The following is a 16,350-nucleotide window of genomic DNA, read 5'->3' as shown; positions in this document are numbered from 1 at the left end:
AGCTGCGGAATCCTCAAGACTCATGAGCTCCCTGACTGCCCCCCGGGTCCGCGTCGCCACCACACGGACCCGGGGTGGCCACCACACCCGAAAAGCACTGGCCCCGTATCTGTTCACGGCGCCGTTCGTGCTGGTCTTCCTCGGCTTCAGCGTCTACCCGCTGCTGTTCACGCTCCAGCTGAGCTTCACCAACTGGCACGGAGTGGGGGCCGCTGAGTTCATCGGCCTGGACAACTACACCTACCTGCTCGGCAACGCCGCGTTCTGGGCGTCATTGGGCAACTCCGGTGTTCTGTGGCTCCTCATCGTGCCAGTGCAGATCGCGTTGGCCGTCGTCATCGCCGTCCTGCTGAACAACGCCAAGCTTCGCCTCCGCAGCTTCTACCGCATAGCGTTCATCGTGCCGTTCGTGACACCCCTGGTCGCCGTGGCGCAGATCTGGATCGTGCTGTTCGACCAGAACTACGGCGCCGTCAACGATCTGCTCGGGCTGCTCGGGCTGCCGAACATCGGCTGGTTGGTCAGCACCGGCTGGGCCAAACCGACCCTCGCGCTGCTGTTCCTGTGGAAGACCACTGGTTTCATCGTCATCATCACGTTGTCCGGGTTGCAGGCCATTGACACGAACGTCTACGAGGCCGCGGACATCGACGGGGCAAGTCGCAGCCGGCAACTGTGGAGCATCACCGTGCCGCTGCTGCGCCGCACCCTGATGTTCGCGGTCGTGCTGCAGACGCTGGCGGTGTTCCAGATGTTCGCCGAACCGTTCGTCGTCACCAAGGGCGGCCCTTACGGATCGACCACCACGGCAGGTCTGTACCTGTACAACCACATCACCCGAGCCGACCTCGGCACCGGCGCCGCCAACTCGTTCCTGCTCGTCGTCCTGGTGATGATCCTGTCGCTGGGATTCGTACGGCTGCTCCGGGCGAAGGACTGACCCGCCATGACCTCCACCGTCCCCACGGCCACCAAGGCAGCGGCCCCCGCAACCGCCCCCTGCGCCACCGGACCCCGGTCGAAACCGCTCATCGTCCAGAACGTCTTCCTGCTGCTGATGACGGTCGGATTCCTGTTCCCCGTCGTCTGGGCGCTGCTGTCGGCGTTCAAGCCGGCGGCCGACATCATTCGTGACCCTCTGGGTTTCAACCCCGGCACGTTCACCCTGGACAACTTCACCGGCATGCTGCGCGACGTCCCCATCGGTACCGGGTTCCTGAACACCGGCATCGTGCTGCTCATCAAGGGCAGCCTCACACTGTTCTTCGCGCCGCTGGCCGGATACGCCTTTGCCAAGTACCGATTCCGTGGCAAGAACCTGATCTTCGGGGCCGTGCTGTTGACCCTGATGCTCCCGACCATCGTGCTGATCATCCCGCTGCTGCTGGAGATGAAGCAGCTCGGCTGGATCAACACCTACCAGGCGCTGATACTGCCCGGATCCGTGGATGCGTTCGCGATCTTCTGGATGCGTCAGGTCATCTCCTCCGTGCCCGACGAACTGCTGGACGCCTCCAGGGTCGACGGCTGCGGTGAGTTCGCCATCTTTTGGCGCGTGGTGCTGCCCATCATCAGACCCGGCCTGGCCGGCCTCGCCGTCCTGACGATCATGAACATCTACAACGACTTCGTCTGGCCCGTCGTCGCCGCCAGTTCCAGCAAGATGGCCACCTTGCAGGTCGTGCTGTCGACACTGGCGCAGAACATCAGTGGCAACAAGGTCGGCGCTGATTACGCCACTGTCACCGGCGAGCTCCTCGCCGCCAGTTCGCTGGCCCTCGTCCCTCTCCTCATCCTGTTCATCGCCCTGCAGAAGCAGTTCATCGCCGGCATCCTCGCCGGCAGCGTCAAGGGCTGAATCCCTGTGCATCGTCTTCCGAAAGGACCACCTGCCGTGCCCATTCCCAGGCCGGAATACCCCCGCCCCGACTTCGACCGCTCCTACCGGTGGCTGTCTCTGAACGGCACCTGGGAGTTCAGCCCCACCGGCGGCGAACCGACCAGCATCGTCGTCCCCTTCGCGTGGGAGACGGCAGCCTCCACCGTCCGCCGCACCTGGCTTGAGCAGGCCGCCTACCATCGCGTCGTCGTCGCACCGTCGGAATGGCGAGACAGGCGCATCCTGCTTCACTTCGGTGCCGTCCACCACCGCGCCACCGTCTATCTCGACGGGGAGCTCGTCGGCACTCACACCGGCGGCTACACCTCCTTCTCCTTCGACGTCACCGACGTGCTCCGGCTGGGCGCCCCGGCTGAGTTGACCGTGGAGGTCGACGCACCCGCAGACAAACGCTTCATCCCCCACGGCAAGCAAAGGTCCATCCCCCGCAACGACTTCGACGGGTGCTCCTTCACCCCCAGCTCCGGCATCTGGCAGAGCGTCTGGCTCGAAAGCCCTGGACGCACCTACATCCGATCCGCATCCATTCGCGGTGACTCGCTCACCGGATTCGACATCACCGGCGTACTCACCGGTGACGCGCCCGCGGAAGCTGTGGTGTTCGCCCAAGTCGATGGGCACATCATCGCCTTGACCGCTGACCGGGCAGGACACTTCGCCGGCCGCATCGAACTGGATCAGCCGCGCCTGTGGTCACCCGACGATCCGCACCTCTACACCGTGCAATTCACCGTCGGCGAAGGCGCAGCAGCTGATCGTGTCCTGGCCACCGCGGGGCTGCGGCACATCGAGACCCGCGGTGAGCAGCTGTACCTGAACGGGCAGCGGCTCTACATCCGCGGCGTGCTCGACCAGGGCTACTGGCCCGAAACCGGCATCACCGCACCCGATGAGCAAGCTCTCGTCCGGGACCTCGAACTCGCCCGGGAATTCGGATTCAACCTCTCGCGCAAGCACATCAAGTTCGAGGAACCCCGCTGGCTGCACCACGCCGACCGGCTCGGCATGCTCGTCTGGGCCGAACCACCAGGCCCCAGCCGCTACACCCCGGCATCCGCCGCCGCAGTGGAAGCCATGATCCCCGAGATGGTCGAACGCGACGGCAACCATCCCAGCATCATCGTATGGGGCCTGTACAACGAGGAATGGGGTCTCGATTGGGACATCCCCGGCAGCCACGAACGCGCCGCAGCAGCCGCCCACGCCTACGACACCCTCCACCAACTCGATGACACCCGACCCATCGTGGAGAACTCCGGCTGGGCACACATCAAGACGGATCTTGTCGACTGGCACTACTACGACGTCGACCCCCAGAAATGGGCCAACAACCTGACCGCTCTCGCCTCCGGCGAAGCCGAGAGCTTCGAGGTGCTCCTGGGACCCGACTTCGCCGTCGACAAATCCCTCTACGGCAACGACACCTTCCCCCGCAGCGGCGTTCCCATCCTCAACAGCGAGTTCGGTGCCGGGTTCACCAGCCTGGAACGGGCGTGGCACATCCGTTGGCAGACACAGGAAATGCGCCGACACGACCGGTTCGCGGGCTACGTCTACACCGAACTGACCGACGTCGAACACGAGATGGCCGGCATCGTCGATGCGGATCGCCGCCCCAAGGACCTGGGCGGTCTCGATCCGGCCACCACCAACGCCGACACCGTCATCATCATGGATGTCATCCCCGCAGCGGCCGGAGCCGACATCCCTGTTCCCACCGGACCCCTTGAGCTGGACATCAGGATCTCCCACCACGGGCCCACCCCACTGAGCGGTGTGTTGTGCGCGGCGTGGGGGCCAGCTGGCTCACCACTGCCACCTCGCGAAGCCGACAAGAGCGCGCCGCTACCGCACCCGGTGCGGCCATTCCAGGTCAGTGGGCCCATCCAGGTCGTCGTGCCTGCTCCGAGTGGCCCCGCCCGTCTGCACATCTGGCTCCAGGACAGCAACACCCGGACGTTCCTGGACGCAGGCGTGATCGAGCCACCCAACCGGCGCGGCGGGAGACCTACCCCTAGGTGAGTATGAGATCTTCGGTCTCGAAAGTCATTGGCCCACTTGTCGTCTGCCGTCGTAACCGGTGCCGGACGGCTCAACATTCGCATGCCGTGCCGAGCGCCATCTCTCTGCACATGCCACGAGACCGTGGTAGGGCGATGGGGCAGTCGACAGAACCGCGGCACGACTTTGTGTTGGACGGTCGCGAGGTGCTCGTCATCCAGAACAACCGCGAAGGGAGGCCGGGACGGAGATAGCTGACAGCGTGAGTGACCGGTCCAACAACTTCGCCACACCGCATTGCGAGCTGGGCTCGCTTCGCCACGGACGGAGGCAGCTCGTTCCAGCGGGCGAGTCGCTGCGCCAGGTGTGCCGTCACTCCCCGCTCCACGAAGCGGCCAGCCACCTACCATCAGTTCGTGGACCAGACCCATCTAGTGAAGACCCGCCAGTCGTCAACTATCCAATACGTCTGTTTCTGGTTGAAAACCTGCCTTCACCCCTAGCTGACGTGCCGTGATGGGCCCGGTCGGGCGCCCTTTACATGCTGCTGGGTTCCCGGTGCCGGCGCTCATGCCGCAAGTGTCCACCAGTCCCGACGCCCTGCGCCGCGTCGGCTTACTGCACGGCTGATTCCTCAACCAGCGACCAACACCGGCTCCACCCGAGCCTCACTTCGATACCCAGGTCCGGGTCAGCGAGATGCCGTCAGCTGCCGCGACGGGGACAGATTCGTAGTGGCCCGCGCATGCTGCACCCGGCGTGCCGTCGATTGCGGCACGGGAACCAGCCACCTCAGATGTCACCCGTCCGTGCAGCAGACCCAATCATCGTTCTGACCGCTTCGAGGACGTGAAGTACGCGGCTGGGCCAATCGCGGATGGTTCAATCGCGGCTCAGTGCTGACCGTGGGCTTGAGCCCGACGCAGCGTCATAGTTTCTGCTGTACACATGGCCAAAAAAATCACCACCTCCACAGTCTTCCTCACCTCGTACGGGCTCTCAATGCTCGGTAACTCCATAGCAGCGGTGGTGCTGCCGCTCGTGGTGCTCCTGACTACCGGCAGTGCGCTCGACGCGGGCCTGGTGGCCGCAGCTACGGTGCTGCCGGCTGTTCTGGCGGGGGTGTTCATGGGCGGGGTGGTCGACCGGGTTCATCGACGCTCCGTCTCGATCGCGGCCGATCTGATCTCTGCCGCCGCCATCGCAGCGCTGCCGTTGGTCGATCAGATCTGCGGGCTGTCGCTCGGATGGTTCGTGCTGTTCGGGATCATCGGGTCGTTCGGCGACGTTCCCGGTCTGACAGCGCGCGAGGCGCTGCTGCCCGACGTGGCACGGCACGAGGGCAGGAACGTCGGCCGGTTGGTCGCGTTGAGGGAGAGTACCGGCGCGCTGGTGATGCTGGTCGGCCCAGCCATGGCTGCGGGGTTGGTGGTCATTGTGGGCGGGTCCGGCGCCCTGTGGGTCACGGCCGGCACGTCCTGCCTGGCTGCCTCGGTGACGCTTCTACTGCCGCGGGAGGTCGGCAAGATCTCGGGCGAACAACGGGGCGGCTCGCCACGTGAGGCGTTGGCGCACTTGCGTGAGGGCTGGTCGCTGTTGTTCCGCCGCAGTCCATTCCTGTTGAGCACCACCATCCTCAACCTGGCGCTGGTCACGGTTCTCACCGCGATCCAGGGGTTGCTGCTCCCGGTGTACTTCACCGAGCAGGGCCAGGAGGCCCGGCTCGGGTTGGTCCTGAGCGCGCTGGCTGCCGGCTTGCTCGTCGGGTCGGCTCTCTACGCGGCGGTAGGCGCGTCGATCAGTCGTCGCACCTGGCTGGTCACTGGGCTTCTGGTCTCTGTAGCCGGGATCACGACGATCTGCCTGCTACCGCCGCTGTGGTGGATTCTGGGCGGCGCCGTCGTACTGGGTCTGACCGGCGGAGTGGTGAGCACCGTGATCGGTGTGCTGATGACGGAGCGGATCCCCGATCAGCTGCGCGGGCGTGTCACCGGCACGCAGAACGCCATCGTGACCGCTGCACCGTCCCTCGGTGTGCTCGGCGCCGCGCTGGCCGTCGAACACGCCTCGCTCGGCACAGCCGGCATCCTGATACTGGCAGTCTGGGTCGTGACCGTCGTGGCTGCCGTCCTCGTGCCGTCCCTGCGCGACCTCGAACCGCAGGAGCTGGAGACAGTGGTGAAATGAACGCCATGCGCAGCAAGGAGATTGCCGAGCTCGCGGGGGTCTCGGTACGGACCCTGCGGCACTATCACCAGATCGGGATCCTGCCCGAGCCCCACCGGGGCTCGAACAACTACCGCCACTACACCCTCGCGAACGTAGGAACCCTGCTTCGGATCAGGCGACTGGTTGCGCTCGGCGTGACCCTCGACCAGGTCCCGGCATTCCTCGACGACGAGGTCGAGCGCAGCGATGTCCTGCTCGACGAATTGGATCGCGGACTCGCGGCCCGGATCGCCGAGCTGCGGGACCAGCGCGCAGTCATCGCACAGCTGCGTGCGCAGCAACACCGGCCCGACCTCCCGCGCGGTCTCGACACGCTCGCCGCCCTCGTCGGCGCTGCCGGGAGCAACCTCGCCGATCTCGAACGCGATGCGTTCCTCGTCGTCGCGGGCCTCACCGGTGACACCCATGAATCCGACCTGTTGTCACTCAGCGCGGCACTGCAGAGGGCCGACCGGGCCGGCGCACTGAGCTCCGTTGCCCATCGCTACAAGGATCTGGAACCGGATACGTCCGCTGCCGAGGTCGTCTCGGTCGTCGATGAACTCCTGACACTGCTCGGGAACCACCTGGTCGACTTCCTCACCAGCAGCAGCGGCCAGAAGATTCGACGGGCCGCCGCCCGGAAGGTGCTGGAGATCCACAGCGACCCGCGCCTCAGCACCGCTCAAGCTGCGGTGCTGCGAGTTTTCGGGGACCGCCTCCAGGCGCTCATCGATGACGACCCGGATGCCGGACGAGCCACCGAACCCGGCCGCTGACAACGGAAGTCATCAGCGCCGGGCTCCACCGCCGCGCGAGTTCACCTGTGGGTCGATCAGTGCTTCGGCTGCGCTGCTTTCCGGGGGCAGCAGCGGATCTGGGGTTGACCCCGTTTCGTGGACATCGATCCATGCGGCTTTGACGGCCGCGTTGATGTGACGGGTTTCGAACTCTACGGGGCTGATCTGGCCGAGCGCTGAGTGCCGCCGGCGACGGTTGTAGATGTCCTCGATCCAGGTGGTCACAGCCCAGATCGCATCCCGGCGGGTCGTGAACTGGTGCCTTCGGTACAACTCCGTCTTCAGCGACGACCAGACTGATTCCTGCTGCGCGTTGTCCCAGCAGACCCCTGTCCGTCCGACGGACAACCGAACATCCACTTCCTTCGCCACCCGATGCAGCTGATCGGATGTGCACTGGCAGCCGCGGTCGGCGTGGAAGGTCGTCCTGAACGTCGACCCGGTCGCCGGATCCCGGAACATCACCACACGACGCATCGCCGACTCCACGACATCGGTGTGCAAGCGATCGGCGAAGGCGTACCTCAGCACCCGGCGTGAGCAGCCGTCGCGGACCGCGCACAGATACAACCAGCCCTCACTCGTGGCCAGATACGTGATGTCCGAGGTCCACACCCTGTTCGGCTCACCGCGGTCGAAGTGGCGCTCCACGAGGTCTGGGATGGTGTGCGGCACCTCATCGGCGATCGCGGTCACCGGCACCCACGGCCCCGGGCTGATACGCCGAATCCCGTTGCTGCGCGCCAACTTCGAAACCGTCCTGCGTGACACGGTCTCACTACCCAGCAGCTGTTGACGGAACCGATCTCCCGGGCCACCTCCGCATTCCGGCGGCCCGAATCGATCACCAGATGAGCAGCTTCCGTGCGGTACTGCGGGTGGCGACGACGTCCCACCGAGCACCGAGACCAGTACGACTTCCTCTTGGCACCCCGACACGCATCCTCCCAGGCCAGAGTTACCTGACCATCAGGATGTCCACCGAACGGGGTCAACCCCAGGGCCCCGGCAAAGTCGTTCTGTGATTTCTTGACCTGCGGTTATGGGTCCGCGACACGCCGGTCGGGTGGTTGTGGCGGGTGGGCGTGGCCTTCGTGGTGACCTGAAGGTCTCTAGCCGCCCAGTTCACCGCGAAGGACCACGCCCGATGCCATCATCACCCATGTTCGCTGCCGTCGATCCCTTCGACGAGTACGAGTTGTTGGATGTTCCCGCGGCACCTGCGGCGTTGATGGCGGTGTTCGACTCGGTTCCTGACCCGCGCAGTGCACGCGGGATACGGCACCGGCTGTCAGTGATCCTGGCGGTCGCTGCGTGCGCTGTCGTGACGGGTGCCCGCTCGTTCGCCGCGGTCGCGGAATGGGTGGCGGCAACATCGCCCGGGCTGCTCGCCAGGGTCGGTGTCAGTGATGGGCCGCCGTCGGAATCGACGATCCGCCGCACGCTGCAACAGCTGCACGGTGACGGTCTGGATCGGCTGCTCGGGGCATGGGCGCAGCTGCGGGAACCAGCTAGCCGGGGACGGCGGGTGATCGCGATCGACGGTAAATCGGTGCGCGGCTCAGCGACCCCCGACCGGCGTTGCCGACATCTGCTCGCGGCGCTGGGACACGGATCCAGGATGGTGTTGGGACAACTCGATGTGGCAGTGAAGACCAATGAGATCCCCTTGTTCGCAACGCTTCTGGACAGCATCGATCTGCTCGGTGTGTTGGTCACCGCGGATGCGTTGCACTGCCAGGCCGAGCACGCCCGCTACCTGATCGAGCAGCGCGGCGCGCACTACCTGTTCACCGTGAAAGGCAACCAGCCGAAGCTGCGGGCGCAGCTCGCCGCGCTGCCCTGGACAGGCGTGAACATCGGAGCGACCCAACACGACCGAGGCCACGGACGGATCGAGAAACGATCCATCAAAGTCGTCACGGTGAAGGCCGGGATCCTGTTCCCACACGCCGCGCAAGCCATCCAGATCATCCGCCGGCGTCGCTTGATCAACAGCAAGAAGTGGCGCAGCGAAACTGTGTACGCGGTCACGTCGCTGCCCGCCGAACAAGCCCAGCCCACCCAACTTGCCGGATGGTTGAAAGGTCACTGGGGCATCGAGAACAGCCTGCACTGGGTACGGGATGTCACCTTCAGCGAAGACCACTCCCAGACCCGCACCGCAGCCGGTCCTCAGGTCATGGCCACCCTGCGGAACCTGGCCATCAACCTGCTCCGCCTCGCCGGTGCCACCAACATCGCAGCCGCACTCAGACACCAAGCACGACAACCGATCCGACCCCTCAAACTACTCCTGACCAGCTGAAACACGACTTTGCCGGAGCCCTGGGGTCAACCCCACTACATCGCCAGATCATTGCCGGAGTCCGGCGGGCGCAGACCCCGACTCCACCATGGATTGTGATTAGCCGAATTATGGACCTTTCGATAACTATGGCTCAGAGTGCACAGCGGGTAGCTAAGTCTGGCAGTTTGAGGTTTACCAAATAATTCGCAACGATGTCATCAATGCACGGGTTGCCCGCGATCGTTGCGCCGTGCTGCTCGCCGTCGACGGTGAGCAAACGCGCGCCCAGTGTGTCCGCAAGGGCGATACCGCCCTCGTGGGGAGTGAGCCCGTCACCCGTCACGGAGACGACGAGCGTCTCGGGCAGGCCATCGATATTGGTGGCGTATGGAAAATCGAGAGTCGAGGCCGTAGACCACCCTTCGCAACCGTAGTGTGTCTTGACGTCGATTCCCGGATCCAAGAAGGGAGCCACCTCATTGGTCTCGTTCACCAAGTTTGTTGCCTCGTCAACTGTCAGCTGTCGTTCATCCAGGCAGTTGATCGCCAGCGTTGCCTCGGCCGCGTTGGTATAGGCGCCCGCGGCTGAGCGCGTATTGTAGGCATCTCGCAATGCCAGGAGCATGTCGACGTTTCCCTTCTTGAAGGCGGCCAAAGATGCGATGACAGCTGGCCAGGCCTCCTGGGCATAGAGCCCGACGATGACACCTTGAATGGCTGTGTAGAACGTCACCGTCCTTCCATCGGAGGCTCGCATCGGCGTCTTGACGAGCGGCCGGAGTAACTTCTGCAAGGCTGGCGTAGCCTGAGCGGGGTTGTCGCCGAGAGGACATTCGGGTTCATGCGCACAGAACTTGGCGAGTTGCTCGAATGAACGCTGCAGGCCCCCGAACAGCTGCAATTGCCGTTGCTTGAGGTCTTTGCGTGGGTCTTCCGCGCCGTCAAGCACCAAAGCCCTTACCCTGCCCGGGAACATTTCTGCGTAGATGGCGCCGAGCCGCGTGCCGTAGCTCACCCCGAGGAACGAAAGCTTGTCGTCGCCGAGCGCGGCACGCAGAACATCAAGGTCACGAGCAGCATCCTTGGTGCCGAAGTGCGCGAGCGCCTCGGCGCCTCCCGAACCGGCTGCACACTGCTGCAGCATCGTCCGCGCGGTTTCTGCCGTCCAGGTGAGTGCGCCCGCCGGGATTCCCGAGACGATTGGGTCATCGTCGCGTTGTTTGTCGGTATAGCAATCGATGGTGGGCCGGGACTCGCCGACGCCTCTCGGATCCAGCCCGATCAGGTCGAATCGCTCACGTGCTGAATTGTTCCCCCAAGCCTGAGCGACCTGAACAGCAAACTCAGTTCCGGCTCCACCGGGCCCTCCAGGATTGACCACGAGTGAACCAATGGGGTCGCTCCCCGTTGCCACTACACGAAGCACACCGAGCTCGATCACTGTGCCGGCGGGGTTCGCGTAGTCGAGCGGGACTTTCAGCATCGCGCATTCAGACGCAACCTTCGTCGGGTCCGCGACGCCCGGTTCGCAACCTGTGAAGTCGAGTGTCTGCGCTGTGAATTTCGCGAGCTCCGCATCTGCGCCGGCAGAAGCTGCCCCATGGCTTGATTGGGTACCAGCAGTATGGCCGGTCGCGCTGGTGGCCTCGGCTGCTGGTGTCGCTCCGCTGCACCCTGCCAGCAACACTGTCAGACTCACCAGGGGCGCGATTCCGCGAAGTATGCGTTTCCGTTGGATTTCATTTGGCATGCTGACCAGTTCACTTGTTTCTGCCTTCGACCGGCAGTGCCGCTGTGTCACACGGACGCATGACACTGCGTCACTCCCGCCCGGCCGTGGTTGACGGCTCTTCCGGCTTGGCAGCGGCATGGCTGCCGCCGGAGGAATAGTCAAGACCTGTGGATTGGTGTGTCACGAGACGAGGCGTTCGTCGTTTGAGTCGTCGGGTCGTTCGACGAGTTTGCCTTTCTCGAATGTGGCACCGGCCCGGACGAGCGCGACCAGGTGAGGTGCGTTCACGGCGCGCCACCGGGCTTGGGCTGACTCGATCAGCTTGAACGCCATCGCGATGCCGGCAGCCCGCGAGCCGGGGCCCTTGGTGACGCGTTGACGCAACCTGACGGTGGCGAAGGTCGACTCGATCGGGTTCGTGGTGCGTAGGTGGATCCAGTGCTCGGCCGGGTAGTCGAAGAACGCGAGCAGCACGTCCAGGTCCTCGGTGATCTTCGTGGCCGCCTTGGGCCACTTCGTGCCGTACTCGGCCGCGAACGCCTTGGCGGCCTTGGCGGCGTGGTCTTTGTCTTCGGCCTGCCAGATCTGCGCCAGGGCGGCCTTCGCGCCGGGCTGGGCCGACTTCGGTAGGCAGTTGAGCACGTTGGCGATCTTGTGGAACCAGCAACGCTGCTCCCGGGTTGCGGGGAACACCTCCCGGACGGCTTTCCAGAACCCGAGCGCCCCGTCACCAGCGGCAAGCACCGGCGGGCTCATCCCGCGGCGTTTGCAGTCGCGCAGCAGATCGGCCCACGACTCGGATGACTCGCGGTGACCATCGGCGAGGGCGATGAGCTCCTTGGTGCCGTCGGCGCGGACCCCGATCATCACCAGCAGGCACACCTTGTCCTGGGTCAGGCGGACCTTCAGGTGGATCCCGTCGACCCACATGTACACGTAGTCGGTGCCCGCCAGCGACCGCTGGCTGAACGAGCGTGCCTCGTCTTGCCACTGCGTCGTCAGCCGGGTGATCGTCGGGGCCGAGAGCCCCGCACCCGAGCCGAGGAACTGCTCCAACGCGGGCCCGAAGTCGCTGCTCGAGAGCCCGTGCAGGTACAGCAGCGGCAGCACCTCGGCCACCTTCGGAGACTTCCGCGCCCAGGCCGGCAGGATCGCTGAGGAGAACCGGGCCCGCTCACCGGTGGCTGCATCGGTGCGCTTGTCGTTGACCCGCGGCGCCCGTACCGGCACCGCGCCCGCCGCCGTGGTCACCTCCCGAGCGGCGTGGTACCCGTTGCGGACCACCAGCCGGTGGCCGTCCTGGTCGAGCTGATCGGCGAACGCGTCGATGTAGGCGGCGACCTCGGCCTGCAACGCGGCCGCGAGCATCGCCCGCGCCCCGTCCCGGACCACCTCATCCAGCAGCGACCCGCCAACACCGACCGGGCCATGAGCGTTGGTCTCGTTCTCCTCGTGGACTACCTTGAGCATGGGCGTACCTTCCCGAACCAGCGCGCCAACGCCGGCTCTGATCAGACTTGTTTGGGCTTCAGATCATCCTCGGGAAGGTGCGCTCCTTCGCGTCACCCCGCCGAGGGCCATCCACAGGTTCCGATCATTGCTCCTGCCGCCGCCGTGATGCGTGTCGGTGACTGCTTCTTGCCTCGCTCTTGAGGACTGCGGGTTCGTGACGTATCCAGAGCACAGACGCGAACCACGTCTGATCACAGTTCACCTTGGCCTCGGTGGACTCGTCGTGGGCGATTTCCAGGCCGGGTCCGGTGGCAGGCGTCAGGTGCGCTTATTCACCGCTGTGGGGTGGGCGGTTCGGTGGTCGGCATGCCGGGTTCGCTCACGTCGGACGAAAAGTTGGTGGTCACCCGACCTCGGGGACGTGGGGGACGTCCCGGCCATCTTGAAACTATCGTGCTCCAGGCAAACTTGGACGTGCACGAATCGGTTCTCAGAGCGGCGGAGCCGATGAATGAGATGGGCCTGCGCCCGCCGAGGCCTTTCGCTCAAGCCGAGGGATCAGGAGTGGCTCGTTCCGACGCGCGTCCGTCCAGTAGAAGAAGGAGGACCCAGCCTCCCGCCGCCAACGAACCTACCCTTGAGATAATATTCACTGCCGTCATTCCCTTTATCTGATGCCCACGCGAAGTGCTCTCGAGTCCCGGAGATCAGGTTCCGGCGCTGTCGAGCCAGCTGTGGCGCAGCCTGAGCCCCCGTTCCAGAGCACCGGCAGCAGCCCCCAGGCCGAGGGCGAAGTTGAGCCACCAGGGAAGATGAACAGGCGACTCAATGGTCCCGATCTTTTCGGCGACCAGCGGTATCGCGGAGAGCGGCCCGACGAGCTGGAAGATCAGCAGGATCACACCGATGATGAGCAGGGTCATCGACAACATCCCGATCATCCGGCTCAGGCCAGGGTGCTCACGACCGAAGTGGGATCGCTTGCCCTCGGCAGATCTGGGGTCCGGAGTGAGTTGTAGTTCTCGGCCGCCGATTTCTACATAGTGGCACCGTTTCAAGCCGTAGCGGCTGGTCGCAACTTCGATGGTGCCGCCATGAACGGGAAACCTGGCCGGGAGTTTGGACTGCGCCACGTGCGTGCCACCGAGATACACATGGGCGATCATGGCGCGGCCTGTGCCCGGATCACGCTTGCGCTTGCGCGGAATATCGACTGCGTAGTCCGCCCATCCGGTGTTGTCGTCCGGCATCCTGAGATGGAACAGCGCGCGGGTCGGCATCTGCCACCAGCGGAATCCTCTGAGGGCGCGACCATCCCCAGGCTTGATGCGCTTCGTTACCTGACTCTCCCGCCATCTCTTGAACAAGTTCTTGCCTCCTCCGGGGAACGGATAGCTTCTTGCTCGGTCCAAAAAACTCTGCCGACGCCTACGACGACAGCGGCACCGCGTGTAGGGTCGCGCAGCACATCCACAGCTGTGCATTCTGCTCAGGAATTACCGATCCTCATCACAAACCGGTTCAGCCGCTCCTGTAGTCGGAGGATCTGTTCGACCGGGTCCTGAGTGTCTTTGACTCGTGTCGCAAGCGGTGGCTTCTTCAACCCTCGCAAATAGAGTGAGCACTGCAGATCGGTGCACAAGAATATGCCGGCGGTATTCCCCAGACGCCCGGCAGCGCCAGCAAGTGGCGCCACCATCAAGGTGACATTACCGCCTGGATGCGTTGTCAAACATACGTTGCACATTGAGGCCTTACGGGTCGCCGACGAACCTGATCGCAGCACGATCCCGACGGGAGCTCCATCGATCGCGGTCACGATGTAGTGACGATGAGACGATTGTGGATCTGCCCAACCCAGGAAATCGAGATCGTCCCAAGGTGTGGATTCCAGATCGGCCGGCAGCCTGAGGCGTTTCGATTCGCCCTTCGAGCAATTGACGAACGACGAGCGAATCTGCTCAACGGTCAAAGAATTCATGTCTCTTGTCCCAGTCTTCCATCACGTCGGCTTGCACCGGTGTGCATCGATTAAATTGCCCGAGCAAAGGTGGATGATGATGACCCGAATGCACTGTCCTCGGTGTGCGGCGCAGTCGGTGTTCTGGACGGCATGCGACCCCAGATCGGTGAGCCCTGACCACTGAGTCCCACGACGGCGAACTGTGAGCCGCCGACTCAGAGCCAGTCGTGTTCACGTGCATAACGCGCGGCCTCGTGCCGGGTCCGGGTCTGTGTCTTCTGCATCGCGGTGGACAGGTAGTTGCGGACGGTCCCCTCTGCCAGGTGCAGCTGGATGGCAATGTCGCTCGCCGAGAACCCTTCGCCGGTCACCCTGAGCACGTCGAGCTCCCGGTCGGTGAGCGGGCAGTCGTCGACGAGCGCCAGGGCGGAAACGTCGGGATCGATCCAGCGTCTTCCACTGTGCAGAGTCCGGATGACGTGGGTGATGTGAGCGGGGTCGGCAGACTTGCTGACGAACCCCTGCACTCCGAGCTTCAGCGCCTTACGCAGCACACCGGGCTTGGCGTGGCGGGTGAGCATCAGAATCACCTGGTCCGGCAGGTCACGTCGGATCGCGGCTACGGCACCGAGCCCGTCGACACCGGGCATCTCCAGGTCGATGACGAGCACATCGGGCCGGCACCGCATGGTGGCCTCGACGGCCCCCGCGCCTTCCGCTGCTTCGGCGAGCACGGTGATTTCTCCCTCCAGGGGGAGCAACGCTGCCAGCGCCGTCCGCAGCAGTGCCTCGTCGTCGGCCAGCACGACGGTGATCACCGGGCCCGTCCGCTGCTCGGGACGGTGTCCGCGGGCGCGCGGGGGAAGGACGCTGCGGTGCGGAACTTCCCGTGCCCCTGCGTCACCGTCATCTCGCCGCAGTTGCCGGCCACTCGTTCACGGAGCGCAGCGAGCCCACGCAACTCGGGCAGCTGAGTTTCTTGGGCTCCGTCGTTGACGATGATGATCCCCGACTCCGACAGGCTGATCCGCACGTGGGTGGCCTGTGCGTGCCGCAGGATGTTGGTGGTCGTCTCTCGGAGCACCTGACCGAGCCACTCCCCCGCCCGCGCATCGATCTCGACGGATTCGCGGTCGACATCCACGCGAATGCCGGCGGCCTCGAAGAGGTTCTTCGCATTCTCCAGCTCAGCGGAGAGGTTGAGTCGCCGTTGGGCGTGGGCGAGGTCCTTGGTCTGGTTGATCGTGTCGCCGACCAGGGTGTAGACCTCGCGCAGTTCGCTCTCCACCCGCCCGATGTCGCTGTGCAGAAGTTTCTGCGCCAGCGCGATCTTGAGCTTCACCACGTGCAGGGTGTGGCCCTGGATATCGTGCAGGTCACTGGCAAAGCGGATGCGCTCCCTGGCCACGGCGAGCTCTGCCTCGCGGGCCCTGGCAACCTCGAGATCGGCGACGACGTCGTAGAACCGCTTGTTGGGAAACATCAATCCGGCCACGACAGCGACGATTCCCGCCGGGAGGACCACATAGGGAAGCAGCACATCGGACAGGGCGTCCGGTGTCACCATCGCCCGCGCCAGTCCTGTCGCGGCGACGAAGGCGACCAGTCCTGTCGCGGCCAGCGCCCGATGGCGCGGCAACTCGGGGACCATCAGGGTTCCCACCATCATGATGCCGAAGAACGCCGTGGTGCTGCCTGCCATCAGCGCGCCGTACACCCACACCGCTGCGGCGACGAGCAGACAAGCGGGCGCGACCCGCTGCAATTGTCCCGCTGTCCAGCGTTCGAAGGCGACCACTCCTGCCACGACGCCCAGCCCGAGAATGGCGCCCTGCCCCCAGGAGTGGGCATCGACAGCCACCGCCACCAGACCACCGATGACCACGGCAGGCAGCATCATGACGAGATTGAGCCTGCGCAACCGCGCCTGCGGCTGCACCTCGGAGTGATCGGAAATCTCGGGCATGGCGTGTCACTCTCCTGAGGATCGGATCTGCATCGGAC

13 protein-coding genes are annotated in these 16,350 nt (G+C 64.8%); 6 read left to right on the top strand and 7 right to left on the bottom strand.

The features are described from left to right. Nucleotides 1-22: 22 nt before the first annotated feature. The 5 genes from ABLG96_RS08070 to ABLG96_RS08050 all read left to right on the top strand — a co-directional run bounded on the left by ABLG96_RS08070 (nucleotide 23) and on the right by ABLG96_RS08050 (nucleotide 6,888). Nucleotides 23-940, top strand: a complete 918-nt coding sequence (locus tag ABLG96_RS08070) for a sugar ABC transporter permease (protein ID WP_353650844.1) — start codon at nucleotides 23-25, stop codon at nucleotides 938-940. Between the two features lie 6 nt (nucleotides 941-946). Next, nucleotides 947-1,858, top strand: a complete 912-nt coding sequence (locus tag ABLG96_RS08065; protein WP_353650843.1) for a carbohydrate ABC transporter permease — start codon at nucleotides 947-949, stop codon at nucleotides 1,856-1,858. Nucleotides 1,859-1,894: 36 nt separating this feature from the next. Further along, complete coding sequence (locus ABLG96_RS08060) at nucleotides 1,895-3,922, top strand: glycoside hydrolase family 2 TIM barrel-domain containing protein (RefSeq protein ID WP_353650842.1); 2,028 nt, start codon at nucleotides 1,895-1,897, stop codon at nucleotides 3,920-3,922. Between the two features lie 927 nt (nucleotides 3,923-4,849). Then, nucleotides 4,850-6,088 carry an MFS transporter gene (locus ABLG96_RS08055; RefSeq protein WP_353650841.1) on the top strand — a complete coding sequence of 413 codons (1,239 nt, stop codon included), beginning with the start codon at nucleotides 4,850-4,852 and terminating at the stop codon, nucleotides 6,086-6,088. After that, on the top strand, nucleotides 6,085-6,888 hold the full coding sequence (locus ABLG96_RS08050; RefSeq protein WP_353650840.1) for a MerR family transcriptional regulator: 804 nt from the start codon (nucleotides 6,085-6,087) through the stop codon (nucleotides 6,886-6,888). Before ABLG96_RS08055 ends, ABLG96_RS08050 begins: the two co-directional genes overlap by 4 nt. A gap of 12 nt (nucleotides 6,889-6,900) precedes the next feature. Here ABLG96_RS08050 and ABLG96_RS08045 read toward each other — a convergent pair whose 3' ends face one another. Continuing rightward, nucleotides 6,901-7,680 carry an IS3 family transposase gene (locus ABLG96_RS08045; RefSeq protein WP_353650839.1) on the bottom strand — a complete coding sequence of 260 codons (780 nt, stop codon included), beginning with the start codon at nucleotides 7,678-7,680 and terminating at the stop codon, nucleotides 6,901-6,903. Between the two features lie 376 nt (nucleotides 7,681-8,056). Between ABLG96_RS08045 and ABLG96_RS08040 the strand changes: the two genes are divergently transcribed. Continuing rightward, a complete protein-coding gene (locus ABLG96_RS08040; protein ID WP_353649592.1) occupies nucleotides 8,057-9,217 on the top strand; it encodes an ISAs1 family transposase in 1,161 nt (386 codons plus the stop codon). A 133-nt stretch (nucleotides 9,218-9,350) separates the two neighbouring features. Here the strand turns inward: ABLG96_RS08040 and ABLG96_RS08035 are convergent, their stop codons facing one another. The 6 genes from ABLG96_RS08035 to ABLG96_RS08010 all read right to left on the bottom strand — a co-directional run bounded on the left by ABLG96_RS08035 (nucleotide 9,351) and on the right by ABLG96_RS08010 (nucleotide 16,312). Beyond that, the gene (locus ABLG96_RS08035) at nucleotides 9,351-10,682 is read right to left on the bottom strand and encodes an alpha/beta hydrolase (protein ID WP_353650838.1); all 1,332 of its coding nucleotides are present in this window, start codon (nucleotides 10,680-10,682) and stop codon (nucleotides 9,351-9,353) included. Between the two features lie 429 nt (nucleotides 10,683-11,111). Beyond that, the gene (locus ABLG96_RS08030; RefSeq protein WP_353650837.1) at nucleotides 11,112-12,401 is read right to left on the bottom strand and encodes an IS256 family transposase; all 1,290 of its coding nucleotides are present in this window, start codon (nucleotides 12,399-12,401) and stop codon (nucleotides 11,112-11,114) included. A 689-nt stretch (nucleotides 12,402-13,090) separates the two neighbouring features. Then, the gene (locus ABLG96_RS08025; RefSeq protein ID WP_353650836.1) at nucleotides 13,091-13,663 is read right to left on the bottom strand and encodes a hypothetical protein; all 573 of its coding nucleotides are present in this window, start codon (nucleotides 13,661-13,663) and stop codon (nucleotides 13,091-13,093) included. A 209-nt stretch (nucleotides 13,664-13,872) separates the two neighbouring features. Next, the gene (locus tag ABLG96_RS08020; protein WP_353650835.1) at nucleotides 13,873-14,364 is read right to left on the bottom strand and encodes an FBP domain-containing protein; all 492 of its coding nucleotides are present in this window, start codon (nucleotides 14,362-14,364) and stop codon (nucleotides 13,873-13,875) included. Nucleotides 14,365-14,561: 197 nt separating this feature from the next. After that, nucleotides 14,562-15,164: a response regulator transcription factor gene (locus tag ABLG96_RS08015; protein WP_353650834.1), complete on the bottom strand. Its 603-nt coding sequence runs from the start codon at nucleotides 15,162-15,164 to the stop codon at nucleotides 14,562-14,564. Further along, the gene (locus ABLG96_RS08010; RefSeq protein WP_353650833.1) at nucleotides 15,161-16,312 is read right to left on the bottom strand and encodes a histidine kinase; all 1,152 of its coding nucleotides are present in this window, start codon (nucleotides 16,310-16,312) and stop codon (nucleotides 15,161-15,163) included. The genes ABLG96_RS08015 and ABLG96_RS08010 overlap by 4 nt, the downstream gene beginning before the upstream one ends. Nucleotides 16,313-16,350 lie beyond the last annotated feature (38 nt).

The sequence above is a fragment of the Nakamurella sp. A5-74 genome (genome assembly GCF_040438885.1).
Lineage (GTDB): Bacteria > Actinomycetota > Actinomycetes > Mycobacteriales > Nakamurellaceae > Nakamurella.
This window is presented reverse-complemented; position numbering and strand designations above follow the sequence as displayed.

What these genes read in the sequence shown, in the direction of transcription:
- ABLG96_RS08070 (WP_353650844.1), top strand. Translation starts at nt 23, where the DNA reads ATGAGCTCCCTGACTGCCCCCCGGGTCCGCGTCGCCACCACACGGACC.
- ABLG96_RS08035 (WP_353650838.1), bottom strand. Translation starts at nt 10,682, where the DNA reads ATGCTGAAAGTCCCGCTCGACTACGCGAACCCCGCCGGCACAGTGATC.
- ABLG96_RS08020 (WP_353650835.1), bottom strand. Translation starts at nt 14,364, where the DNA reads ATGAATTCTTTGACCGTTGAGCAGATTCGCTCGTCGTTCGTCAATTGC.
- ABLG96_RS08040 (WP_353649592.1), top strand. Translation starts at nt 8,057, where the DNA reads ATGCCATCATCACCCATGTTCGCTGCCGTCGATCCCTTCGACGAGTAC.
- ABLG96_RS08030 (WP_353650837.1), bottom strand. Translation starts at nt 12,401, where the DNA reads ATGCTCAAGGTAGTCCACGAGGAGAACGAGACCAACGCTCATGGCCCG.
- ABLG96_RS08050 (WP_353650840.1), top strand. Translation starts at nt 6,085, where the DNA reads ATGAACGCCATGCGCAGCAAGGAGATTGCCGAGCTCGCGGGGGTCTCG.
- ABLG96_RS08055 (WP_353650841.1), top strand. Translation starts at nt 4,850, where the DNA reads ATGGCCAAAAAAATCACCACCTCCACAGTCTTCCTCACCTCGTACGGG.
- ABLG96_RS08065 (WP_353650843.1), top strand. Translation starts at nt 947, where the DNA reads ATGACCTCCACCGTCCCCACGGCCACCAAGGCAGCGGCCCCCGCAACC.
- ABLG96_RS08025 (WP_353650836.1), bottom strand. Translation starts at nt 13,663, where the DNA reads ATGCCGACCCGCGCGCTGTTCCATCTCAGGATGCCGGACGACAACACC.
- ABLG96_RS08010 (WP_353650833.1), bottom strand. Translation starts at nt 16,312, where the DNA reads ATGCCCGAGATTTCCGATCACTCCGAGGTGCAGCCGCAGGCGCGGTTG.